This window comes from Mesorhizobium sp. WSM2240 (assembly GCF_040438645.1).
Lineage (GTDB): Bacteria > Pseudomonadota > Alphaproteobacteria > Rhizobiales > Rhizobiaceae > Allomesorhizobium.
In genome coordinates this window covers 427,261-449,594 of sequence record NZ_CP159253.1, presented here as the reverse complement: position 1 = coordinate 449,594, position 22,334 = coordinate 427,261, and the positions used below count along the sequence as shown (strand labels likewise).

The following is a 22,334-nucleotide window of genomic DNA, read 5'->3' as shown; positions in this document are numbered from 1 at the left end:
GCCGAGGGTGGGAAAGACCTGAAACGGTGCCGCGTCTCGTACCTCAAAACCGCCAGATCAGCGGCACGATGAAGACCGCCACGACGAAGAACCAGATCAATAGCGGCAATCCGAGTTTCCAGTAGTCGCCGAAGGCATAGCCGCCCGGTCCCATCACCATCAGGTTTGTCGGGGTTGCGATCGGCGTCAGGAAAGAGGCGGCGGCGGCCACCGCCATGCTCATCAGCACGGGACGAGGCGAAATGCCCATGGCCGTCGCGGCCGCCACGCCGATCGGGATGATGATCAGCGCGGTCGCGGTGTTGCTGATGAGCTGCCCCATGATGGCGGTCAGCACGAACAAGCCGGCGAGCAGGGCAAGCGGCCCGGCGTCGCCGACCAGATCCACGAGGTGCTCGGCCATGAGCTTTGCCGCACCCGTTTCCATCATGGCGGTGGACAGCGGCATCATGGCTGCAACCAGGATCACCGTCGTCCAGCCGATGGCGCGGTAGGACTGCTCGACGCTCATGATCCCCGACAGCACGATCGCGCCGGCGGCGAACAGGCCGGCAACCGCGGGCGGGACGATGCCGGTCGCAAGCAGCACAACCATGGCTACCAGGATCGCGACCGCCTGGCGTGCGCCCGGCCCCATCGGGACGGCCTGGCGGCGCACCAGTTCGGGCGAGTTGACGACCAGAACGTCGGGATCGTTGAGATGAGAATCGAGAGCCTTCCACGTTCCCTGAAGCAGCATGGTGTCGCCGGCCTGCAGTTTGATTCCGCCGGCATTGCTTGCTGCCCTGCCTGCTGCGATCTCCGCGCCTCCGCGCTGCACGGCAAGAATGATAAGATCGCCGCTTTCGGTGACCATGCCCGGGAAGACGCTTTGGCCGATCAGGCCGGAGCGCGGCGGGATGACCACCTCGGCGAGGCCCGAATTGCGATTGAACAGTGTCTCTTCGCCTTTGCCGGCCGATGCCTCTTCGCGAAATGCAAGGTGCTTTTCCCCGGCGAATGCGGCAGCCGCCGCCGCCTCGCCGCGCAGCAGCAAATGATCGCCTTCTGCGATCGAAGGCCTGCGCAGAGGACTGCCCGTTTCGCCCTCCTGGACAGCGACGAGCTTCAGTTCCGGATAGGCAGCGAGATCGACCGCCGATGGTGGCGCTCCCACATAGGGCGAGTTCGGACGCACCCGCATCAGATAGACGCCACTGACCAGGCCGTACTGCTCGACCAGCGTCCTTGCGTGACGACTGAAATCCGAGGGCATCGTCGCGCCGTTGCGCTCGGGGAGGAGTTGCTTTCCGAAAAGGATGATGATCGCCATCGTGCCTGCGAGCAGCGGTACGCCGACAAGCGCGAATTCGAAAAAGCCGAATCCGCCAACGCCCGCGTCACTGCCGGCATCCGAGACCAGGACGTTGACCGGCGTTCCCGTCAGCGCGAGCATCGAACCGGCATGCGCGGAAAAAACCAGCGGCATCAAAAGTTGCGAGGAGTTCCGCTTGAGCCGTACCGCAATGACGACCACCACCGGCAGCAGTGCCGCGACCGCGCCGTTGACGCTGATCAGTGCCGTGAGCAGCGCCACCAGGCTCATGGTCAGCACCAGAAGGCGTGTCCGGCTTTCTTCACCGGCTCCACGGATCAGAAGCTGGCCGGCCCATGCCGTTACGCCGGTGATCTCGAGCCCGGCGCTGACGATGAAGAGTGACGCTATGAAGATGACCGCCGGATCGCCGAATCCGCCGAGCGCCTGGCCTATCGTCAACACGCCGGTCGCCCACAGAGCCAATGCGACCAGCATCGAGACGATGACTACGGGCAGTCTGTTCGAGACGAACAGGACGACTGCGACGGCGATGATGGCGCCGGTGTAGGCTATCGGACTCAATTCAGCTCCGTATGAAATCCGGCATTCGAGTGCTCCCAGTATCTGATGCGCGGATGCGACCCTTGCGGGACAATGGAAAGCAGCGGCCGAGGCCGGTCCCGAAGTTGGCGGTCGGGATGTCCACCGGTTGTGCGTAAGCTTTTGCTATCGCTGGTCCTCCAGCGTCGCCATGAGCAGCCCGAGACGGCAGCCCTTCTCGTATTCTGCGAGATTCACATATTCCTTGACGGTATGGATCTCGGCCTGGCCGGCGCCGATGGTGACCGTGGGAATGCCGTGCCTGTCGAGCCAGTTGGCATCCAGGCCGCCATTGGAGAACAGATAGGTCGGCTCGATGCCCAGCATCGCGAGCGCCCTGGTGGCGCGCTTCACGATCGGGGTGTCTTCTTCCAGCTTGAAGGGAGGGTAGGCCGCCACGTGGCTGAACTTCACCTCGGCCGTTTCTCCCTCGTGATCGACGACCGCCGCTTTGGCGTTGGCGAAGGCTTCCTTGTAGCCTTCGGCGATTTTCGTGGCGAAGGCGGCGTCGGGGCTGCGCGCCTCGCCGCGGATATAAGCGTAGTCGGTGACGACGTTGGTAGCGTCGCCGGCGGCTACTTTGCCTTCCTTGCCGCCGAAGATGCCGACATTGCTCGTCCCGCGTCCATCCGGCTTGACCACCTTGCCGAACCAGCCGGCGCTGCGCGCCTCCGCCAGCGCAATGGCCCCGACCAGCGTCGCCGATATTCCCTTCTCTGGCGCAACGCCTGCATGGGAGGCCCTGCCCTTGATCTCTACCTCCCAGTTCTCCTGCCCGACGGCTCCTATGATGAGGTCCGAGGCCAGCATGCCGTCGACATTGATGCACATGACCGGACCGCCGAGACCCGCCGGGTTCAATTCGCGGGCGCCGTGCAGGCCGCTTTCTTCGCGGACCGTGAACAGCAGGGTTATCGGCGGATGCGGAAGCTTGTGTTTGATGAGCGTCTCGGCGACGACGACAAGCACAGCGACGCCCGTGCGGGCATCGCCACCCAGGGCGGTGGTGCCGTCGGAGACGATGCGGCCGCCCTCGCGCCGGGGCTTGGCGCCGGCGCAGAGCGGCACGGTGTCGAGATGGGTGGAGAAAAGCAGATGCGGTCCCGGTCGCGTGCCCGGCAGATCGACGATGAGGTTGCCGGTCTCGGTCGGCAAGGGGATGCGCTTGTTTGCATCGTCGAAACGAATGGCCGAGCCCGGCACGCCGGCTTTCCTTAGCGCATCGCTGACAGCGGCTGCGATATTGGCTTCCCGCCCGGTCACGCCTTCGACCGAGAGGAACCGCATCAGATGCTCTTCCGCGGCCGCGACATCGAGTGGAATAGAGCTATTGCTCATGGCATCCTCCGATCGTCCGTAATCGTCCCTAGTCGAGCGGCCGTCACAGGCCCCAAGGCAGGCCCAACGCTTTCCAGATCGCGAAAAGAACCGTCCAAAGCACGAAAATCCATACGACGTAGGGGAGCATCAGCGACACGATCGTGCCGACGCCCGCCGACTTGTCGTATTTCTGGGCAAAGCCGACCACGAGCGCGAAATAGGCGTTGAGCGGCGTAATCGCGTTCATCGGCGAATCGCCGACGCGATAGGCCGCGAGCACCGCCTCGGGGTCGACGCCGAGCTTCATCAGCAGCGGAACGAATACCGGCGCGAAGATCGCCCATTTCGCGATCGCACCGGTCAGCAGCAGGTCGATGATCGCGACCACGACGATGAAGCCGAGAAGCAGCGGCAACGCGCCGATATTGGCCGCCTGCAGGACGCCCGACAGGCTGAGCGCCATCACGGTGCCGATATTGGTATAGGTGAAATAGGCGACGAACTGGCTCAGCACGAAGAACAGGAAGATCGTGCCGCCCATGTTCTTGATCGACTTCTCGATCGCGCCGATCACCTCCGTCAGGGTGCGTAGCGTGCCGGCGCCGATGCCGTACGCCCAGCCGGTGACCAGGAACATCAGCACGATAAGGGTTATGAGGCCATTCATGAATGGCGAGTTGCCGATCAACTCATCGGTCTCGGGATTGCGAAGCGGCGCCCACTCGGGAATCGTCAGAAGGCAGAAAACCGCGATCAGCCCGAGCAGTCCGAGGCCGGCGAAGCGCAAGCCCCGCGACTCCTGCTCTCCGAGCATGGCGCTCTGGTCTGTCGTCGTGCCTTCGGACGCGTTCTCGGGGTTGTAACTTCCAAGGCGCGGCTCGATTATTCGATCGGAAATGAATGCGATGATGACCGTCAGAAACAACACCGATGCGATCGAGAACCAGATATTCGACGCCAGGCCGATCGATGTATCGGGATCGACGAGATGGGCCGCATCGTTGGTGAACTCGACGAGCACGGTGTCGAGCGGCTTGATAAGCATGTTGACGGTGAACGCGCCAGCCACGGCGGCAAAGCCTAGCGCAAGGCCGGCAAGGGGATGCCGCCCGACGGCAAGATAGGCAATGCCGGCAAGAGGGATCAGGACAAGATAGCCCGCATCCGCCGCGATGCTCGCCAATATGCCGACAAAGGCCAGGATATAAGTGAGGGCCCAGCGCGGCGACACCATGACGAGCTTGTGGATCAGCGCAGTGACCAGGCCCGACTCCTCGGCGACGCCGGCGCCGATCATGGCCGCAACCATCAGGCCAACCGCAGTAAAGGCCATGAAGTTGGGAACGAGCGACTCGTACATGAAGCGAATGCCGTCGGCATTCAGCAGACTACGGATCCTTGTGCTCGCCTCCTCGATCTCATGCGTATCGGGGTTTATGCGCTCGAAAGTGACTGCTGTTCCAAACAGGCCCAGCACGGCCGACAAAACGATCACGATGCCAATCAGGATGAGGAAGATGACCACCGGGTGGGGGACCATGTTGCCCACCCTCTCGACGCCGTCGAGAAATCTCTGCATCAGGGTCTTGGGCACAGCGTCCACGGTGGCTATTGCTTGCCTCCCTTAACAACTGTCCAGGAATGCCACACCAGCTTGGCTATCCAAGGCAGCAGCCATTAATGCCAAAACCAAAAAAATGGAAATTCCAAAATATTAAGATTTACTAATACATTGACTTGACTCGACTGATTATAGCACCTCACTGGCAAGTCTCAAGGAGTGCCCTTCCTTTCGCTTTTCACAAACTATAACGAGAAAATGTGGAACTATACGCGACCTAGGCCCTTTGGACCGAAATCACGTTTCCCGATGTGTCAACAACGCAATTTGCCCGGGCGCCGCCGGATTCCAGCACGACCTGGAACGTCTGGGCGTCAATCTGGGAGGAACTGACGGGCAGGACGGCGGCGCTGTCGACGCCCAGTGGCGTGGCAGCCGCCGACGCACAGGTCAGTTGCAGATCAGCCGGCGCGGTTTGGCCGGTATTGCGCACCGTGTCCGGTGCAGGCCCATCCGACTGGCAGCCGACAACGTGCATTGTGGCCAAAAGCGCAGCAAAGATGGCCACTCGGTTGCGGTGCGGCGCAACTCGGGACGTCGAGCCGGAAGCGTGGACACTGGACATTGGCGGTCAAACTCCTTTGTAGAGCGAAGCTCCCTGCATCAAGACGACAACTTTCGCCCCTACGGCGACGCGGGAGTGAAGGTCGGTGATGTCGTCATTGTTCATCCGGATACACCCTGACGAAACGTCAAGCCCGATCGTCCACGGCTCCGGGGTGCCATGGATGCGGTAGATCGTGTCCTGGTCGCCCTGATAGAGATAGAGGGCCCGTGCTCCCAGAGGATTGTCCGGCCCGCCGGGCTGGCCGCCGGCCCATTTCCGGGCGTTCGGATCGCGGGCGACCATTTCGGCGGGCGGCGTCCATGTCGGCCATTCGGCGGTGCGGCCAACCTTCACGATGCCCGCCCAGCCGAAACCCTCGCGGCCGACGCCGATTCCGTAGCGAATGGCAGTGAAATTCGGCTGGACCAGATAAAGGAAATGCTGGTTTCCATCGATGATGATCGTGCCGGGTTTCTCGGCGGTCCTGAATTTCACGATCTGACGGCGAAATGCTTCAGGCACCTGCTTGTGCGCGGCGTAGTAAGACCGCGCTTTCTTGCGGTCGTACTCAACCCATTTGCGGGTTTTCGGATCGAATATCTGCGTCTCGGCGGCGTAGGCGAGCGTAGCGAAGACGGCAACGCCAAGCGCCAGACAGGCCGCCACCTTCGCACCAAGGGCACGGCCGCGGGATTGGGAAAGAAATGCCATAAACGCCGCCTCGCTCTATTTCGACCAGACTTCCAACCGGTCCTCATGCGTCGCAACCCATTGCTGGGCATACGCTGCAGGCTCCTGCCTCTCCACCTCGAGTGCGTAGCTCATCTCGGTGATCTCCTCCGGAGTGAAGTCGATGTTGGAGAGAAACGACGCGACTTTCGGCAGCCGCTCGCCCGTTTTCGCCGCGAACGCGATCTGGAAATGCGACGGCGCCCACGCCACAGGCGCGGATGATTTGGAGAGCCAGTTCGCCGGATTATCGCCCGGCAGGACGATGTTCCATTTGGCTGGATCGTGCTTCGGCTCGGTCAGCTGGACGATTTCGTGCAGATTGAAAACATGATGCGGACTGTAGCAGTAGAACACGATCGGGGTGTTCGTCGCGGCGGCTGCATCGACTGCCGCCATGCCAACATCCTCCGGCATTTCGAGCAAATTCACCGTTTCGGCGTAGCCGTAGCTTCGGGCCCGGATTCTCTCGATGGGAGTCGACGACCAGGTTTCCGCACCAATCCAGACTTCCCCCTGCCCGTCGCCATCGGTGTCGAGCACGGACGTCTTCTTCGGATCCTTCAGATCCGAAACATCCTTGATGCCGAACTTTTCGGTTGTTTCGCGCGTCGCGCAAAGCCCTTGCGTTGCCGACACCTTCTTCGGGCTGAGCTGGACCGACTTTCTCTCGTCGACATATTTCTTCACGACAGAATCGAGATTGGGCAACCAGACTTCCGGGTGGACGTCCACTTCGCCCGAATCCAGTCCGGCGAATATGATGAGCGTCCCCATTTCACGAACCTCGACATCCAGGCCCAGCTTTTTCTCGATGCCGTATTTGATGATGTTGGCGGACGCTTGCCCCGACGGCCAGTTAGGCATGCCGACCACTAGGTCGGCTGCGAAGCCCGTGCCGCACAATGCCGTGAGAAAACCGAGAGCAACGCCGCTTCGCCGCAGCAAGCGTGTACTGGCCACCATAAACCCTCCAGCCGTCGCCCCCACGCCGACAAGTCGCGATGCCCACGGGTATTCAGCCACAACCAAGGCGTTAGTGCCAGCGATTTTTCACCCCCCTACGGCGGAAATGACGGATCGCATCTCTTGACGCAGGCGCTTCGTGAGAGCCGGGATCCGGCCCAGTCAGCCGATCCGAAATCGCTTGAGCCAAGGTCGAAATCGTCTATGACCGACAAAGTCGCTCAGAAAAATTGCGTGCACGACCGTGAATGACATTGGCGAGATACGGATCGGTATAGTCGGCCTCGGCTATGTAGGATTGCCGCTGGCGGTGCTTTTCGCCAGCCGTTTTCCTGTGACGGGATTCGACATCAGCGAGAAGCGAATCGCCGAACTGCGCGAAGGCGTCGACCGCACGCTGGAGGTCGATCGGCCGGCATTGCGCGCGACTTCGGTACATTTCACCGCCTCGCCCGGCGATTTGAGGTCGTGCAATTTCTACATTGTAACGGTGCCGACGCCGATCGACGCTGCAAAGCGGCCCGATCTCAGCCTGCTCAAGGCCGCCTGCGAGACCATCGGCGCGGTCATCTCGAAGGGCGATGTGGTCGTGTTCGAATCCACCGTCTATCCGGGCGCCACGGAGGAAGATTGCGTGCCGGTGATCGAGCAGGCGTCGGGGCTTGCCTGCAATGTCGACTTCTTCGCCGGCTACAGCCCCGAGCGGGTCAATCCGGGCGACAAGCAGCATACGGTCGACAAGATCGTCAAGGTAACGTCCGGGTCGACGCCGGAAGCCGCCGATCTGGTCGATCGGGTCTATGGCTCGGTCATCACAGCAGGCACCTACCGGGCGCCGTCGATCCGCGTCGCCGAGGCGGCCAAGGTCATCGAGAATACCCAGCGCGACGTCAACATCGCACTCGTCAATGAATTTTCGAACCTGTTTCACAGGCTGGGCATCGATACGTTGAGCGTGCTGGAGGCGGCGGCAACCAAGTGGAATTTCCTCCCCTTCCGGCCGGGACTGGTCGGCGGCCACTGCATCGGCGTCGATCCCTATTACCTGACGCACAAGGCGCAGGAAGTCGGCCACCACCCTGAAATCATCCTGGCCGGACGGCGCATCAATGACGGCATGGGCGAGATCGTCGCATCGCGCCTGCTGCGCCTCATGATGTCGCGCGGACTGAACGCGCCGCAAGCGCGGGTTCTGGTGCTGGGGTTCACCTTCAAGGAGAATTGTCCCGACATCCGCAACACAAGGGTGATCGACGTGGTCCGGGAACTTTCGGCCTATGGGATCAATGTGGACGTGCACGATCCCTGGGCCGATCCGCAGGAGGCGGAGGCCGAATACGGCATAAAGCTCCAGACTGATCCGCAGCCGGGCAACTACGAGGGGGTGGTCCTCGCCGTTGCCCATGAGCGGTTCCGGGCCCAGGGCAGCGAAGCGATCCGCCGCTTTGCCGCGCCCGGGGGCGTCATCTTCGACGTCAAAGGCGCCTTCCCGGCCGCCGCAAGCGATTTGCGTCTCTAGGAGACCGCCATGCGAATTCTAGTCACAGGCGCCGCCGGCTTCATTGGATCACATGTCGCGCAAAGACTGCTGGAGCGCGGTGACGAGGTCGTCGGCCTCGACAATATCAGCGATTATTACGATCCGAAGCTGAAGCTCGCCCGCCTCGCTCGCCTTGAAACGAATTCCGCCTTCCGTTTCCTGAAGGCCGATGTCGGCGATCGCGACGCCATGCGCGACCTGTTTGCCCGCGGCGGCTTCGACAAGGTCGTGCATCTCGCGGCGCAGGCGGGCGTGCGCTATTCGATCGAAAATCCGCACGCCTATGCCGACGCCAATCTCACCGGCTTCCTGAACATTCTCGAAGGCTGCCGCCACGCCGGCGTCGAGCACCTCGTCTATGCCTCATCGAGTTCGGTCTACGGCGCCAACGCCAAACTGCCCTTCTCCGTTTCCGACAGTGTCGATCATCCTGTCAGCCTCTACGCCGCGACCAAGAAGGCCAACGAATTGATGGCGCATGCCTACGCCCATCTTTACCGGCTTCCCGTTACCGGTCTCCGATTCTTCACTGTCTATGGTCCGTGGGGCCGTCCGGACATGGCGCTGTTCCTGTTCACGCGCAAAATCCTGGCCGGCGAGCCGATCGACGTGTTCAACCATGGCGAGCACAGGCGCGACTTCACCTATATCGACGACATTACCGAGGGCGTGGTGCGCACGCTCGACAAGGTCGCAACGCCGTCGCCGAATTGGAACCCGATGCAGCCGGACCCGGCCATCTCGTCGGCGCCCTACAGACTCTACAATATCGGCAACAACCAGTCAGTGCGGCTGCTCGATTTCATCGGCGCCATCGAAACGGCGCTCGGAAGGAAAGCGGTCATGAACATGCTGCCGATGCAGCCGGGCGATGTCGAAAGCACCTATGCCGACATCGACGCCCTTGGCGAGGCAGTCGGTTTCCGGCCTCTCACGCCGATCGAGGAAGGCATCGCAAAATTCATCGACTGGTACCGCGATTACTATCGCGTGTGACAGCCGCGAGGAACGCGGCGCATCACTGGCAGGTCAGGATGGAGCATATCTGGCAAGATTGTTGCTCGACAAGGGCTACACCGTTCATGGCGTGAAGCGGCGTTGATCATCATTCAACACTGAACGTATCGACAGTATCTATGTCGACCCGCACGAAAGCCCTACGCGTTTCTTCCTTCATTATGGGGATCTGACCGACTCTACCAACCTCATACGGCTGGTGCAGGAGACCAAGCCGACTGAGATATACAATCTCGCGGCACAGAGCCACGTCCAGGTCAGTTTCGAAACGCCCGAATATACAGGCAACGCCGATGCGCTGGGCACGCTGCGTCTGCTGGAAGCCGTCCGTATTCTCGGCATGGAAAAGACGGTCCGATTCTACCAGGCTTCGACCTCGGAACTTTACGGCAAAGTGCAGGAAGTTCCGCAGCGGGAGACGACCCCTTTCTATCCGCGTTCCCCCTACGCCGCGGCGAAGCTCTATGCCTACTGGATTACGGTCAACTATCGCGAGGCGTACGGGATTTTCGCTTCGAACGGCATCCTGTTCAACCATGAAGGCCCGACCCGCGGCGAGACCTTCGTGACGCGCAAGATAACGCGTGCTGTGGTCGGCATCCAGAAAGGCCTTCAGCACACGCTGTATCTCGGAAATCTCGACGCCAAACGCGATTGGGGCCACGCCCGCGACTATGTCGAAGGCATGTGGCGAATCCTCCAGCATGACGAGCCCGACGATTTCGTCCTGGCTACGGGCGAGACGCACTCGGTCCGCGAGTTCGTTGAGCTTGCATTCGCCGAGGTGGGCCGGACGATCGTGTGGGAGGGTGCCGGGGTCGACGAGATCGGCCGCGACAAGACATCCGGCGAAATCCTTGTTCGGGTCGATCCGCGCTACTTCCGTCCGACCGAGGTCGATCTGCTGATCGGCGATCCGGCCAAGGCCATGGCCAAGCTGGGTTGGAAGCATACGACCAGTTTCAAGAGGCTCGTAGCCGAGATGGTCGCGGCCGATATGGAACTGATCGAGCGGGAATCCTGGCGCAACGACCGCTCTGCACGATAGGATGCGCGGATGAACGAGATCTATTCGCTTCGGGGCAAACGTGTTTTCGTCGCCGGCCATCGTGGGATGGTCGGTTCGGCAATTGTCCGCCGGCTGGCCGGCGAAGACTGCGAAATCCTTATCGCCTCGCGCTCGGAACTTGACCTGCGCGATCAGGCCGCCGTGCGAAGCTGGACGGCCGACAAGCGGCCTGATGCGCAAGGCGCACGAGGCCAAGATCGCCGGGGAAAAAATCCTCCAGATATGGGGATCGGGCACGCCCAAACGTGAGTTCCTCCACGTCGACGATGCCGCCGATGCGATGGTTTACCTGCTGAAGAATTATTCGGGCGACGGCCACGTCAATGTGGGTTCAGGTGAGGATATTGCCATTATCGATCTCGCACGGCTGGTGGCCTCCGTGGTCGGGTTCGAAGGTGAGATCCAAAACGATCCGAGCAAGCCCGACGGCACGCCGCGCAAGCTCATGGACGTCTCGACGCTGTTCGAGACCGGCTGGCGTCCGCAATACGATCTGGAGTCAGGCCTGAAACAGGCCTACGCCTGGTTCATGGAGCATGTGGAGAAAGGCGAAGCGCGGCTGAACGTCGCCTGACGGCGCCTGCACCGCTTCACGCCGCCTGTATCAGCTGCAAGAGTTCCGCAACCCGCTTGTCGAGAAGCCGCGGGTCGCCGCGGGTTTCGACGTTTAGCCTCAGCAGCGGTTCGGTGTTGGACGCCCGCAGATTGAAGCGCCAGTCGTCGAACGCCATGCTCAACCCGTCGATGGCCTCCACCACCGGATTTCTGGGGAGGAAATGCGCGGCGACGCGCTCCTGCGCGACTTTCGCGTCGGCGACGACGAAATTGATCTCTCCCGAACAGGGGAACTTCGCAAGGCGCTGCTCCACGAGTTCGGCAAGTGTCGCGCCGGTGGCTGAAAGCTCCGCGACAATAGCCAGCCACGTCAGCATGCCTGAATCGCAGTAGCTGAAATCCCGGAAATAGTGGTGTGCGCTCATTTCGCCGCCATAGACGGCATTTTCATCGCGCATCATGCGCTTGAAGAAGGCATGGCCCGTCGGACAGGGCTTCGCCACGCCGCCAGCGGCCGTCACCATGTCGATCGTGTTCCAGGTCAGCCGCGGATCGTAGAGGATGGTTGCACCCGGATTGCCGCCCAGCAGTGTCTGGGCAATCAGTCCGACCAGATAGTAGCCCTCGATAAAGCGGCCATTGTGGTCATAGAGGAAGCAACGGTCGAAATCTCCGTCCCATGCGATCCCCAGATCGGCGCCATGCTCGACCACCGCCTGGCTCGCGCGGACGCGTTTTTCCGGCAGGAGCGGGTTGGGTATGCCGTTCGGTAAAGTCGGATCCGGATGATGGTCGACCTTGATGAATTCGAACGGCAGATGCTTCTCTATCAAATCGATGATCGGGCCGGCGCAACCATTGCCGGCATGGCAGACAATCTTCATCGGACGCAGTTGGCTGTCCGCCACCTGTTCCAGTAGCCTCTCGATATAGGGAGTACGATCGAGGGTAGGTTTGAGCGCGCCGCGCGAACCGAAATCGGACATTTTTGCGATCGACCTGTCCGACAGCACAAGAGCTTCGATCGCGTCGAGCGAATTTTCGCGGGTCGCCGCCGTCGCGTCCTGCAGCACCATCTTGAAGCCGTTGTAGCTTTCCGGATTATGGCTGGCGGTGATCATGAGGCCTGCGTCCGCACCAGAGCGGGCCGTGTGGAAGTAGACTTCCTCGGTACCGCATTGGCCGACGGGCAGTACGTCGACGCCGCTGTCGAGCAGGCCTTGGGCGAGCGCTGCCGCAAAGGCTGGACTGTCCTGGCGCATATCGTGTCCCACGACGACGGCTGAAGGCGAGCGCAAGCTGGCGACTGCCTGCCCGAAGCGGTATGCGAACGGGACGTTGATCTGCTCGGGAATCTGCCCGCGGACGTCGTAGGCTTTGAACGGCGATTTCATCTGGTTCCCAAATCCTGGTGCGAATTCTGCCTGCCGGCCAAGCGAATGCCACTTGCCGCGTTAAAAGGGAAGCGAGGCCTGCGCAACCCCTGCCGTTGCGCGTGCAGGCAGCGGCGTCGTAAGAAAGAAGTCACCCTTCATGCCCGGAGGCCGTTCCCGGCGCGCCGCAATCACGCATCCACGGGACGTAGAGACGGACAATCTGATTTTGATGCAGGAATCGATTCTAAGCGTTGTGATGCCTTGCCTGAACGGCATGCCGCATTTGCCCGCCGCGATCGAATCCGTGAAATCCGTCCTTTCCGGCGACAGCCACGAAATCATCGTTGCCGATGGTGGCTCAACCGACGGCACGCTCGACTATTTGCGCAATGCCCACGTGACATTGATCGAGAAGCCGGACAGCTCGCTCTATGAAGGACTAAACAACGCGATTTCCCGGGCGCGCGGGCAATATATTGCCTGGCTCAACTCGGACGACCTCCTGCTCGGTGGCGTCGTCGACCTCTGGCGCAAGGCTCTCGAAGACCAGGCCGACATCGCAACCGGAGAGGCTGAAATCGCCTCCGACGGCAAGATCACCTGGAGGAGCGATCATCATGCCGGCCCGATGAACCCAGCGTCGATTCTATTTGCCGTTCCCACCGTGAACAGCCGGCTCGTACATGCCGGGCTGCTCCGGGCGGGCGGGCCGTTCCCACGCGACATCGGACTGGGAGCGGACCGGTACATGCTTTTGAAACTGCTTCGCCTGGCCGGAAAAAGGAGCTTTCAGCCGTCGACGGCCTATCGCTACAATTCGCACAGCGGTTCGAAAACCATGGCCGCGACGTGGAAATCCTATCGCGACGTTCACGACGCGAATCTGCGCATGGTACAGGCGTTGCGCGACGAAGCGCCCGAACAGGACGAGCGGGGATTGATCGACGCCTTCGCATCATTGTCCGCGCTCGCATCGGCACGCGCCGCTTTCTTCGGCGGCGAGCCGGTTAGGGCGCTGGGCGATGGTCTGGCGGCATTCCGCGACAACCCCTCACCGGCCGATTGGTATCGCGGCCTTTCGCTCAATCGTCACTATCGAGGGCACGGCTCGGGGTGGTAAAGTCGGACCTTGAGCCGGCACGCCTGCAAGTGCCTGCCCGAAATTGTGTTTGCCATCGCGGCCGCATTTCAATTAGGTGACCCGGCGAGTTAGAATGAGGGCAGAGAGAGGGGGTTCCGTGTTTCTACCGGTAATCATGGCTGGTGGGTCCGGCTCAAGACTTTGGCCGCTTTCGCGCCAGCTTTACCCCAAGCAATTTCATGCACTCACCGGAGAACGGACGCTCTTGCAGGATACTGCAATCCGGCTCGACGGATTGGGCGCTGAATCGCCGCTGCTGATATGCAATGAGGAGCATCGTTTCCTGGCGGCCGAACAGATGCGGCTGATCGGCCGGGAAAATGCATCGATCCTTCTGGAGCCGGTCGGCCGCAATACGGCTCCGGCAATCGCGCTTGCGGCGCTGTTTGCCACGCGGCATGGCGACGACCCGATCCTGCTCGTTCTGGCAGCCGACCACTTCATCCTGGATGTCGATCGCTTTTGCGAGAGCGTCAAAAAAGCCGTGCCTCTGGCCGAGCAGGGAAAGCTCGTCACTTTCGGCATCGTGCCGAACCGCAACGAGACGGGGTATGGCTATATATTGCGCGGCGAGGAGCTTCCCGACGGCGGCTTCGTCGTCGGCCGGTTCGAGGAGAAGCCCGACCGGCAGACCGCCGAAAAATATGTAAAGAGCGGCGATTACTACTGGAACAGCGGCATGTTCATGTTCCGCGCCAGCCGCTATCTTGAGGAACTGAAGCGCCACCGGCCTGAAATTTTCGACGCCTGCAGCCGGTCGATTTCCGTCACCGAGCCGGACATGCAGTTCGTGCGCGTCGACGCGGAAGCCTTCATGGCCTGCCCCGCGGATTCAATCGACTATGCGGTGATGGAGAAAACCGGCGACGCCGTTGTCATCCCGCTCGATGCGAGGTGGAGCGATATCGGCTCCTGGTCCGCTTTGTGGGACGTTCAGGAGCGTGACGGCGACGGAAACGCATTCAAGGGCGACGTCTTGTCCCTTTCCAGCAACAACAACCTTGTGCGCGCCGATGGCCGCCTCGTCGCCATTGTCGGCGTGAGCGATCTCGTTGTGGTCGAGACCAAGGACGCGGTGCTGATCGCGCACAAGGATCAGGTCCAGAAGGTGAAAGACATTGTCGACCTGATCAAGGACAAGGGGCGAAGCGAGCACATCAACCATCGCGAAGTCTACCGGCCCTGGGGGCACTACGATTCCATCGATTTCGGCGGCCGCGATCAGGTCAAGCGCATTACGGTGAAACCCGGCGCCAAGCTCTCGGTCCAGATGCACCACCATCGCGCCGAACACTGGGTTGTCGTGCGCGGAACGGCGAAGGTCTACAAGGGCGAGGAAATCATCCTCCTCACCGAGAACCAGTCGACCTACATCCCGCTCGGCGAAGTTCACGCGCTGGAAAATCCCGGCAAGATTCCGCTTGAATTGATAGAGGTTCAGACGGGGTCGTATCTGGGCGAGGACGATATCGTTCGCTTCGAGGATCAGTACGGCAGGTCATAGAGCGGCGAAAAAGCTCGTCGCGAGAAACCTATGCGCATATCTCCGGATAACGGAGGCGGAGCGCCTGGACGGCGCAAAACGTCTTGACGTCATCCAGTTCGCCGCTGTCCGCCATCGCCAGGATCCTTGCGATCGGCACTTCCTCGACGATGATCTGTTCTCCTTCGTCGTGCAGCCCGCCGCCGTCGGAAAGGCGGTCCGCTTCCGAATAGCGGCCAAGGTAGAGATGGGCGCGTTCGGTCGACGTCGCGGGCGATATCCAGAACGTGCCGATGTGTTCGAGTTCGGCGATCTTGAGGCCGGACTCCTCGAGCGCTTCCCGCTTGGCGCAGGCCTCCGGATCGTCCGTATCGAGCCGCCCGGCCGGCGCCTCGATCACCATGACGCCCCTGCCGGTGAAGAGTGCCGAAGGCCGGACCTGCCGCACCACCGTCACCACCTTCCGGTCGGGATCGTAGGGCAGCACGGCCACGCCGTCGCCGTGATCGTCGAGCTGCTGGGTCAGAACGGAGCCGTCTTCGCGTCGCATGCGCACAAGCAGGAACCGTCCCCAGCCTTCATAGACCAGCTCGACATTTTCGATCGTGGCCGCCACCGCGCCGCTCCGTCCAACGATTATCAGGTGAGGGGTTGGATAACAGAAGCGGTCGCGTCGTGCAGCCGGAAAGAGCCCGCATGAAGCGGGCTCTTTCTTGAGAAGGCCGACTTCAGAGAATAAAGTCGGTGCCTGTCATGAAGTTGGTGCCGGCGACCGTTATCTGCATGTCGGCCGCGGCGTCCCCGTTCACATCGGCGTCGATGATCACGTTGCCGCTGTAATTTGTATAGCGAAGCTGGCCGGCCACGCCCGAAAATGCGGCGCTGCCGATGAAAGAAAACGCCTGGTTGCCGCCGACGAGAGTGTTGGCGTCGATGGTCGCGAGATCGATGCGGTCGAAGCCGTGGGCGAAGCCGCCGACAATGGAATCGCGAAGTGCTGGTCCAGCCGGGCTGTCGGAAACGGCATCGAAATCGAACCGATCGTTTCCAGTGCCGCCATTGAGACTATCGCTGCCGGCGCCACCGATCAGCGTGTCGTTGCCGGCCCCGCCGTTCAGCGTATCGTTGCCGGCGCCGCCGACCATGTAGTCGTTTCCGCCGCCGCCGCTGAGCACGTTATTGCCGGAATTGCCCACCAGCGTGTTGTTCAGCGCGTTGCCAGTACCATTGATGTTGCCAGAGCTCTGCAGTTCCAGCCGCTCGACATTGGCGGCCAGCGTCCAGTTGATATAGGAGCGCACGGTGTCCGTACCGCCGCCGGCATTCTCGATGGTGCTGTCGCCCGCTGCGGCGACGACGAATATGTCGTTGCCGAGGCCGCCAACCATGAAGTCGTTGCCGGCCCCGCCATTGAGCAGGTTGTTGCCGGAATTGCCGACCAGGGTATTGTTCAGCGCGTTGCCAGTGCCGTTGATGTTGCCAGAGCTCTGCAGTTCGAGCCGTTCGACATTGTTGGCCAAGACCCAGTCGATGTAGGAGCGAACCGTGTCGGTGCCGCCGCCGGCATTCTCGATGGTGCTGTCGCCCGCTGCGGCGACGACGAATATGTCGTTGCCGAGGCCGCCCACCATGAAGTCGTTGCCGGCCCCGCCGTTGAGCAGGTTGTTGCCGGAATTGCCGACCAGCGTGTTGTTCAGCGCATTGCCGGTGCCGTTAAGGTTGCCCGCGCCCTGCATCTCCAGCCGCTCGATATTGTTGGCCAGCGTCCAGTTGATGAACGTAACGACCGTGTCGGTGCCTTCGCCGGCAAGTTCGATCGTCTGGTCGCCGGCCGCCGCGACAACAAAGCGATCGGATAGGTTTCGATGTTGAGATCGGTGAAAGCGCCAGACTCATCATACACGACCGCGAACCCGCCATTGGCGAGCGCCGTGATGCTCGGATTGAATTCCGTGTCTATCGTGTTGAAGGTGTTAAGCCGGAATTCGACTGTGACCGGGTTGCCGAGGGAATCGAAAATGCGGCCGATGATGTCGGTGCCTGCCGGAAAGCCCGGCACGCTCGAATTGTCGCTGTCGGTTCAGACGACAAGGATATGACCGCTGGTGAGCTGCGTGATGACGGGTCGCTCTGGAATCCGTTCGGGTTGATGTTGGCGATGAAATCCTCACGCCAGGTGACGGGAGTTGAAGGCATGGTACACCTCTCTGAATGAAGAATTCCCGGATGCGCCTAGTCGCATCGCGGTTATTTCGAATGATGGTCCTGTCAATTCGTAGGCAAAGGGGATACCTAGCAGGAGAGAAGGCACGAACCCTAACAGGTACTCGCGCTTCGCTTTACTGCCCCATGAATTCCGAACTGCCGCCAGCCAGACTTAACTCCAAGCAGAAAGGAGAGACTTTCTGTTTCAAATCCGAAAGCGAGGGATTGATTCCGAACGGCGTTAGACATGCTCCACCTCCCGATGGCCGGACCGGAGCCCCTGCCATCCATCACCGCCGCTCAGGCTGTTGGCGCCGGAATCGCCGACCAGCGTGTTGTTTAAGCTGTTGCCGGTGCCGTTGAGGTTGCCCGTTCCCAGCAGCTCAAGCTGCTCGACATTGGCGCCCAGCGTCCAATTGATGTAGGAGCGCACGGTATCGGTGCCCTGGCTAGGATCTTCGGCGGTCACGTCGCCGGCGGCGGCTACCACATAAATGTCGTTGCCCGCTCCGCCGCGCATGTCGTCGCCCGCGCCGCCATTGAGCACATTATTGCCGGAATTGCCGACCAGCGTGTTGTTCAATGCATTGCCGGTACCGTTGAGGTTGCCCGTTCCCAGCAGCTCAAGCTGCTCGACATTGGCGCCCAGCATCCAGTTGATGTAGGACCGCACCGTGTCAGTGCCTTCGCCGGCATTCTCGGTGGTAATGTCGCCTACCGCAGCTACGATGTAGGTGTCATCCCCGCCGCCGCCCACCATGGTGTCCGCACCGGCGCCGCCGTTGAGCAGGTTGTTGCCGGAATTGCCGACCAGCGTGTTGTTCAGCGCATTGCCGGTGCCGTTGAGGTTGCCTGAGCCTTGCAGCTCCAGCCGCTCACATTGTTGGCCAGCACCCAGCTGATATACGACCGCACCGTGTCGGTACCTTCGCCGGCATTCTCCATCGTGGTGTCGCCGGCCGAGTCAACGACATAGATGTCGTCGCCTGTGCCGCCAACCATCGAGTCCGCACCGGCCCCACCATCCAGTCGGTCGTTGCCGCCCTGGCCGAACAACGCATCGTTTCCCGTATCGCCGAAAAGCTCGTCGTTACCCTGGCTAGCCGGCGGCGTCTCCACCGGATCGGGCAGCGTTATGTTCAGCGTGTAGTTGGTGCCGTTCGGGATGGCGACGTCACCCGCGTAAAGCAACACCTGCACATAATAGCGGCCGGGAGTTGCAACGGTGAAGGCAATGAAACTTTGCAGCGTATCGGCATTGCCCGGATCGACCGTGGCGTCGTCATTGAAGGCTACCTGGTTCCCCAGGCTGTCGTAGAGGCGGATAAAGCTGTCCAGCGAGCCGTCGATGTCGACAACCACCTGGCCCGGGGCCAGTACGTCGAACGAATACCAGTCAACCGTGCCGTCGCCGTTGCCGCTCACCGATACAGTCGGATTGGTTTGCGAATACTGGATGTTGGCGTCGCTGCGAAAGCCGATGAAGCTGTCGAGCACGGTCGCGGTCGCCCGGCTGTGATTGCCGTTTCTGAGCGGCTCGGCGTAAAGACCGGTGCCGGAATATGTCGCGCCTGCGCGAAAATCGCCGGGCGCGAGATCGATGAGCCCGTTCTCCGTGTAGTTGGAGAAATCGTAGGTGTCCTCGCCATTGCCGTCCCAAATGGTGAGGAATACACGGTTGGCGCTGCCGCCGACGCCGCCGCCCGGCGCGCCCTGTCCGACACCGTTGACGGACATTTCGCCTGTCGTGGCCGACCAGGAGTAGACGGTATCGCCGGAGTTGGTGCTGAAATCGGCGCCGTAGAGATGCTGCAGCGCCGCGATATCGTACATCATCAGCGTCTGCGCAAAACCATATTCCTCGTTCGAGTAGCCGCCGTTCAGCGGGTCACCGATATAGCTTCGATAGGTCATGACAGAGAATTCCATCGCATCGCGGTCGCGAGGAATGGCGAAACCAAGCCCGGTACGGGGGTGCCTTCATCATGGCCGTGGCTGAGGCCGACGGCATGGCCGAATTCGTTGATGTGCGTGGCCCAGGAGTAGGTTCCGACCTCGGGCGTACGGTATTGCGGGTAATCATCGCCGAACCAGACGTCGCCGCCTGATGCACGCTGGTCGAGTTCGGGAAAATCTGCGACGCGCGCGGTCGGAAGATTGGATCCATCGAAAAGATTCGTCTGGCCGATCGTCAGGTCCGATGCGCCCGCTGGATTGGCCGCCAGCGAAATGTCCAGATTGGCCACCTGTTCAAATGAGCCGAAGGTGAACAGCGGCGTGCCCCGAAACGGTCGTTCCCTCCAGAATCGACTGAATCGCGTTCATCTGGGTCGCGCTGACCTGCTGGAACCCGCCGACCGTGTGCGAATAGCCGACGCCGAAATCGGCGAAACTGTCGGCGAAGCTGTAGGTGATTGGCCCGCTCCATTGCGTGCCGTAGAGAACGCCGTCAATATAGGTGTCGCCGGTCGTAACCGCGCTGATTACAGTCGTCATGATTTCTGCCCCTGCCTCTCCTCAGCAAGCAGCGATGCTGCTGAGCGCACGGACAACCGCATCCGCGCGAAACCCTTGATTCGGGTATCGAATATTTAGGAGCATCGCGCAACGCAGCGGCGTAAGAGTGCGCAAACAAATTGGATATCCGGGATGTGACTGCTTCGTGTCAAGCCGAACTCATTCCTGTGCTGCAAAATGGCTGGATTGCGAGGCGGTGAGATGACGATTTCGAAAACGGGTGCCTGTCTTTTGGTTCTGACATGCGCTTGCGCGAACGTTTTGCCCTCTCCAACGCCCGGGATTGCCGGCGGCTCCAGCGGCAACTCCGTTTCCAATGAGGACAAGATCATGCTCCCGCCTCGCGACCCCGATATTGCCGTCCAGGAAGAATATGAAGCGGCGCAGGCCAGCGACACGGCTGCGGCCTATCGGCTTTTCATCGCCCGGCATCCGGACTCACCGCTTGCCGGGGAGGCCAAAAAGAGGCTGGCGGAGATTGCGGATCGCTGATCTGTTACTACTTGGAGGACGCCCTATGGCGAAGCATCAAATTATTCTGTATTAGTTATAGCTGAAAGGCGGCAGGGATGTTTTCAGCTGACACCAAACGATATTTCTTGAAGAGCATCGTCGAGATCGGTATTTTCTCGGCGGCGGCGAACCTGCTTTTGCTTGTCTTTCCGCTGTATCTGCTACAGATCTATGACCGCGTGCTCCCTTCGTCCAGCATGGATACGCTGGTCTATATTTCGCTCTTCGCACTTGCCTCCCTGATTGTGCTGGGGCTTCTCGAAGTTTTCCGCGCGCAATATGCCGGTCGCGTTGCGTCGAAGCTGGACACGGTGATCGGGTCGGACATGTTCCTGGCCTCGATGAATGGGCCACGTGCGGGCCTCGGCGATGTCCAGCCGCTTCGCGACCTTGCGACAGTGAGGAGCTTCGTGTCCTCGCGCGCGCTGTTCTTTCTGTTCGATCTTCCCTTTGCGCCGCTGTTCATAGTCCTTCTTTACTTCATTCATCCATTGCTCTTCGTCATCACCGTTGTCGGCGCGGTATTGATGATCGCGGTCGCCATCCTCAACCAAGCGGCAACCAGCCGTAGCGGCCGGGCGGCAAGCGAAACGCTGGTTTCGACGATGAGCTCCGCGCAGTCATTTGCCCGCAATTTCGAGACGGTCAGGGCTCTCGGCATGTCGTCGAACATCCTCGATTTGTGGGGCAACCGGTTTGCCGATTCGCTCGCCGCATCGGATAAGGTGAATAAGACCAATGCCTTCTACAGCGGCCTGTCGCGCACCATCCGGATGGTGCTCCAGATCGCCATCCTCGGCATCGGCGCCTATCTGGTGCTGGACGGGCAGATGACGGCGGGCATGATCTTCGCCTCATCGATCATTTCCGGTCGCGCCCTGCAGCCGCTCGACCAGATCATCGGCGGATGGCGCCAGATAGTCGATACGCAGCGCGCCTGGCAAAGGCTGAAGGCGCTTGCCCGCGGAACAGCGGCCGCAGCCGCAGCGCGCGAACACGTGTCGCTGCCTGAGCCGAAGGGTGCGCTTGCCGCCGACCAAATCATCTATTTCGTTCCGGATTCGGATCCGGGCGCTCCGCCGCTCATCAAGCGCATCAGCTTCAAGATCGAGGCTGGCGAAACGGTAGCCCTGATCGGACCCAGTCAGGCCGGGAAATCCACGCTGGCCCGACTGATCGTCGGCGCGATCATACCGCGATCCGGAGTAATCCGCCTGGACGGCGCCGATATCAAAAACTGGGACGCGGACGAACTTGGAAGCCATCTTGGCTATTTGCCCCAGGATGTGGAGCTGTTTCCCGGCACCATCGCCCAGAACATCTCCCGGTTCGACCCGCAGGCGGTCGACGAGGAGATCGTCGCGGCGGCGCAGCGCGCACAAGTTCACGAGTTGATTCTGCGCCAGAAGGCCGGCTACGCGACCGAGATTGGCCCGGTCGGTGTACGGCTATCCGGCGGCGAAAAGCAGCGCATCGGGCTTGCCCGGGCTTTCTATGGCGATCCCAAGCTCATCGTCCTCGATGAACCGAACGCCAACCTGGACGCGGAAGGCGAGCAGGCGCTGGAAAAGTCGATCCTCGAGGCGCGCGCGCGCAAGCGAACGGTTGTGATCATCACCCATAAACCGTCGATCGCAGGCAAATGCGACCGGGTGCTGATGTTGCGCGACGGACAAATCGAGCTTTATGGACCTGCAAAGGACGTATTGCAGCGCCTGACGCAAGGACCGCAGAAGGCACCCGAAACCCAGCCAGCGACAGCTCGCAGCGACACGGGCGAGTCCGTGCGGGTTTCGGTCGGGTAATCCAGTGGGGATCGAGCCGGGCCGTGGAGTGGA

General features: G+C 61.2%; 20 protein-coding genes and 2 pseudogenes. 8 read left to right on the top strand and 14 right to left on the bottom strand.

Annotation, left to right across the window (positions count from 1 at the left end):
* Positions 1-43: 43 nt before the first annotated feature.
* From ABVK50_RS02150 to ABVK50_RS02125, 6 genes are all read right to left on the bottom strand, one after another.
* The gene (locus ABVK50_RS02150; RefSeq protein WP_353643006.1) at positions 44-1,879 is read right to left on the bottom strand and encodes an SLC13 family permease; all 1,836 of its coding nucleotides are present in this window, start codon (positions 1,877-1,879) and stop codon (positions 44-46) included.
* Between the two features lie 144 nt (positions 1,880-2,023).
* Positions 2,024-3,235 (bottom strand): M20/M25/M40 family metallo-hydrolase, encoded by a 1,212-nt coding sequence (locus tag ABVK50_RS02145; RefSeq protein WP_353643007.1) that lies wholly within the window; start codon positions 3,233-3,235, stop codon positions 2,024-2,026.
* Positions 3,236-3,278: 43 nt separating this feature from the next.
* Positions 3,279-4,829 carry an AbgT family transporter gene (locus ABVK50_RS02140; protein ID WP_353646048.1) on the bottom strand — a complete coding sequence of 517 codons (1,551 nt, stop codon included), beginning with the start codon at positions 4,827-4,829 and terminating at the stop codon, positions 3,279-3,281.
* A 226-nt stretch (positions 4,830-5,055) separates the two neighbouring features.
* Positions 5,056-5,403: a hypothetical protein gene (locus tag ABVK50_RS02135; protein ID WP_353643008.1), complete on the bottom strand. Its 348-nt coding sequence runs from the start codon at positions 5,401-5,403 to the stop codon at positions 5,056-5,058.
* A 6-nt stretch (positions 5,404-5,409) separates the two neighbouring features.
* On the bottom strand, positions 5,410-6,096 hold the full coding sequence (locus ABVK50_RS02130; RefSeq protein WP_353643009.1) for a L,D-transpeptidase: 687 nt from the start codon (positions 6,094-6,096) through the stop codon (positions 5,410-5,412).
* A gap of 15 nt (positions 6,097-6,111) precedes the next feature.
* Positions 6,112-7,077, bottom strand: coding sequence for a glycine betaine ABC transporter substrate-binding protein (locus ABVK50_RS02125; RefSeq protein ID WP_353643010.1), 966 nt, complete (start codon positions 7,075-7,077; stop codon positions 6,112-6,114).
* Between the two features lie 247 nt (positions 7,078-7,324).
* Between ABVK50_RS02125 and ABVK50_RS02120 the strand changes: the two genes are divergently transcribed.
* From ABVK50_RS02120 to ABVK50_RS02105, 4 genes and pseudogenes are all read left to right on the top strand, one after another.
* A complete protein-coding gene (locus ABVK50_RS02120; RefSeq protein WP_353643011.1) occupies positions 7,325-8,599 on the top strand; it encodes a nucleotide sugar dehydrogenase in 1,275 nt (424 codons plus the stop codon).
* A 9-nt stretch (positions 8,600-8,608) separates the two neighbouring features.
* Entirely contained in the window at positions 8,609-9,616 is a 1,008-nt protein-coding gene (locus ABVK50_RS02115) for an NAD-dependent epimerase (protein WP_353643012.1), read from the top strand.
* Positions 9,606-10,685, top strand: a pseudogene (gmd, locus tag ABVK50_RS02110) (GDP-mannose 4,6-dehydratase). The gene ABVK50_RS02115 and the pseudogene gmd overlap by 11 nt, the downstream one beginning before the upstream one ends.
* 9 nt (positions 10,686-10,694) lie before the next feature.
* Positions 10,695-11,280: pseudogene (locus ABVK50_RS02105) on the top strand (NAD-dependent epimerase/dehydratase family protein).
* A 16-nt stretch (positions 11,281-11,296) separates the two neighbouring features.
* On the opposite strand, the gene ABVK50_RS02100 reads toward ABVK50_RS02105, so the two are convergent.
* Positions 11,297-12,655, bottom strand: coding sequence for a phosphomannomutase (locus ABVK50_RS02100; RefSeq protein WP_353643013.1), 1,359 nt, complete (start codon positions 12,653-12,655; stop codon positions 11,297-11,299).
* A 211-nt stretch (positions 12,656-12,866) separates the two neighbouring features.
* Here ABVK50_RS02100 and ABVK50_RS02095 point away from each other — a divergent pair, with 211 nt between their 5' ends.
* Positions 12,867-13,757: a glycosyltransferase gene (locus ABVK50_RS02095; RefSeq protein WP_353643014.1), complete on the top strand. Its 891-nt coding sequence runs from the start codon at positions 12,867-12,869 to the stop codon at positions 13,755-13,757.
* 118 nt (positions 13,758-13,875) lie between these two features.
* Positions 13,876-15,282, top strand: coding sequence for a mannose-1-phosphate guanylyltransferase/mannose-6-phosphate isomerase (locus tag ABVK50_RS02090; protein ID WP_353643015.1), 1,407 nt, complete (start codon positions 13,876-13,878; stop codon positions 15,280-15,282).
* A gap of 28 nt (positions 15,283-15,310) precedes the next feature.
* Here the strand turns inward: ABVK50_RS02090 and ABVK50_RS02085 are convergent, their stop codons facing one another.
* The 7 genes from ABVK50_RS02085 to ABVK50_RS02055 form a co-directional block, all read right to left on the bottom strand.
* Positions 15,311-15,877, bottom strand: coding sequence for an NUDIX hydrolase (locus ABVK50_RS02085; protein ID WP_353643016.1), 567 nt, complete (start codon positions 15,875-15,877; stop codon positions 15,311-15,313).
* 112 nt (positions 15,878-15,989) lie between these two features.
* A complete protein-coding gene (locus tag ABVK50_RS02080) occupies positions 15,990-16,997 on the bottom strand; it encodes a calcium-binding protein (RefSeq protein ID WP_353643017.1) in 1,008 nt (335 codons plus the stop codon).
* A complete protein-coding gene (locus ABVK50_RS02075) occupies positions 16,955-17,320 on the bottom strand; it encodes a hypothetical protein (RefSeq protein WP_353643018.1) in 366 nt (121 codons plus the stop codon). Before ABVK50_RS02075 ends, ABVK50_RS02080 begins: the two co-directional genes overlap by 43 nt.
* A gap of 387 nt (positions 17,321-17,707) precedes the next feature.
* Positions 17,708-18,226, bottom strand: coding sequence for a hypothetical protein (locus ABVK50_RS02070; RefSeq protein WP_353643019.1), 519 nt, complete (start codon positions 18,224-18,226; stop codon positions 17,708-17,710).
* Positions 18,227-18,288: 62 nt separating this feature from the next.
* The gene (locus ABVK50_RS02065) at positions 18,289-19,380 is read right to left on the bottom strand and encodes a pre-peptidase C-terminal domain-containing protein (RefSeq protein WP_353643020.1); all 1,092 of its coding nucleotides are present in this window, start codon (positions 19,378-19,380) and stop codon (positions 18,289-18,291) included.
* A complete protein-coding gene (locus ABVK50_RS02060; protein ID WP_353643021.1) occupies positions 19,377-19,712 on the bottom strand; it encodes a hypothetical protein in 336 nt (111 codons plus the stop codon). The genes ABVK50_RS02065 and ABVK50_RS02060 overlap by 4 nt, the downstream gene beginning before the upstream one ends.
* A 4-nt stretch (positions 19,713-19,716) precedes the next feature.
* Entirely contained in the window at positions 19,717-19,962 is a 246-nt protein-coding gene (locus ABVK50_RS02055; protein ID WP_353643022.1) for a hypothetical protein, read from the bottom strand.
* Positions 19,963-20,313: 351 nt separating this feature from the next.
* On the opposite strand from ABVK50_RS02055, the gene ABVK50_RS02050 reads away from it, so the two are divergent.
* The gene (locus ABVK50_RS02050; protein WP_353643023.1) at positions 20,314-20,475 is read left to right on the top strand and encodes a hypothetical protein; all 162 of its coding nucleotides are present in this window, start codon (positions 20,314-20,316) and stop codon (positions 20,473-20,475) included.
* Between the two features lie 77 nt (positions 20,476-20,552).
* Positions 20,553-22,301, top strand: a complete 1,749-nt coding sequence (locus ABVK50_RS02045) for a type I secretion system permease/ATPase (RefSeq protein WP_353643024.1) — start codon at positions 20,553-20,555, stop codon at positions 22,299-22,301.
* The last annotated feature ends 33 nt before the right edge of the window (positions 22,302-22,334 follow it).

What these genes read in the sequence shown, in the direction of transcription:
- ABVK50_RS02130 (WP_353643009.1), bottom strand. Translation starts at nt 6,096, where the DNA reads ATGGCATTTCTTTCCCAATCCCGCGGCCGTGCCCTTGGTGCGAAGGTG.
- ABVK50_RS02115 (WP_353643012.1), top strand. Translation starts at nt 8,609, where the DNA reads ATGCGAATTCTAGTCACAGGCGCCGCCGGCTTCATTGGATCACATGTC.
- ABVK50_RS02055 (WP_353643022.1), bottom strand. Translation starts at nt 19,962, where the DNA reads ATGACGACTGTAATCAGCGCGGTTACGACCGGCGACACCTATATTGAC.
- ABVK50_RS02070 (WP_353643019.1), bottom strand. Translation starts at nt 18,226, where the DNA reads ATGGTGGGCGGCGGCGGGGATGACACCTACATCGTAGCTGCGGTAGGC.
- ABVK50_RS02065 (WP_353643020.1), bottom strand. Translation starts at nt 19,380, where the DNA reads ATGACCTATCGAAGCTATATCGGTGACCCGCTGAACGGCGGCTACTCG.
- ABVK50_RS02050 (WP_353643023.1), top strand. Translation starts at nt 20,314, where the DNA reads ATGCTCCCGCCTCGCGACCCCGATATTGCCGTCCAGGAAGAATATGAA.
- ABVK50_RS02095 (WP_353643014.1), top strand. Translation starts at nt 12,867, where the DNA reads ATGCAGGAATCGATTCTAAGCGTTGTGATGCCTTGCCTGAACGGCATG.
- ABVK50_RS02135 (WP_353643008.1), bottom strand. Translation starts at nt 5,403, where the DNA reads ATGTCCAGTGTCCACGCTTCCGGCTCGACGTCCCGAGTTGCGCCGCAC.
- ABVK50_RS02100 (WP_353643013.1), bottom strand. Translation starts at nt 12,655, where the DNA reads ATGAAATCGCCGTTCAAAGCCTACGACGTCCGCGGGCAGATTCCCGAG.
- ABVK50_RS02080 (WP_353643017.1), bottom strand. Translation starts at nt 16,997, where the DNA reads ATGCAGGGCGCGGGCAACCTTAACGGCACCGGCAATGCGCTGAACAAC.
- ABVK50_RS02045 (WP_353643024.1), top strand. Translation starts at nt 20,553, where the DNA reads ATGTTTTCAGCTGACACCAAACGATATTTCTTGAAGAGCATCGTCGAG.
- ABVK50_RS02145 (WP_353643007.1), bottom strand. Translation starts at nt 3,235, where the DNA reads ATGAGCAATAGCTCTATTCCACTCGATGTCGCGGCCGCGGAAGAGCAT.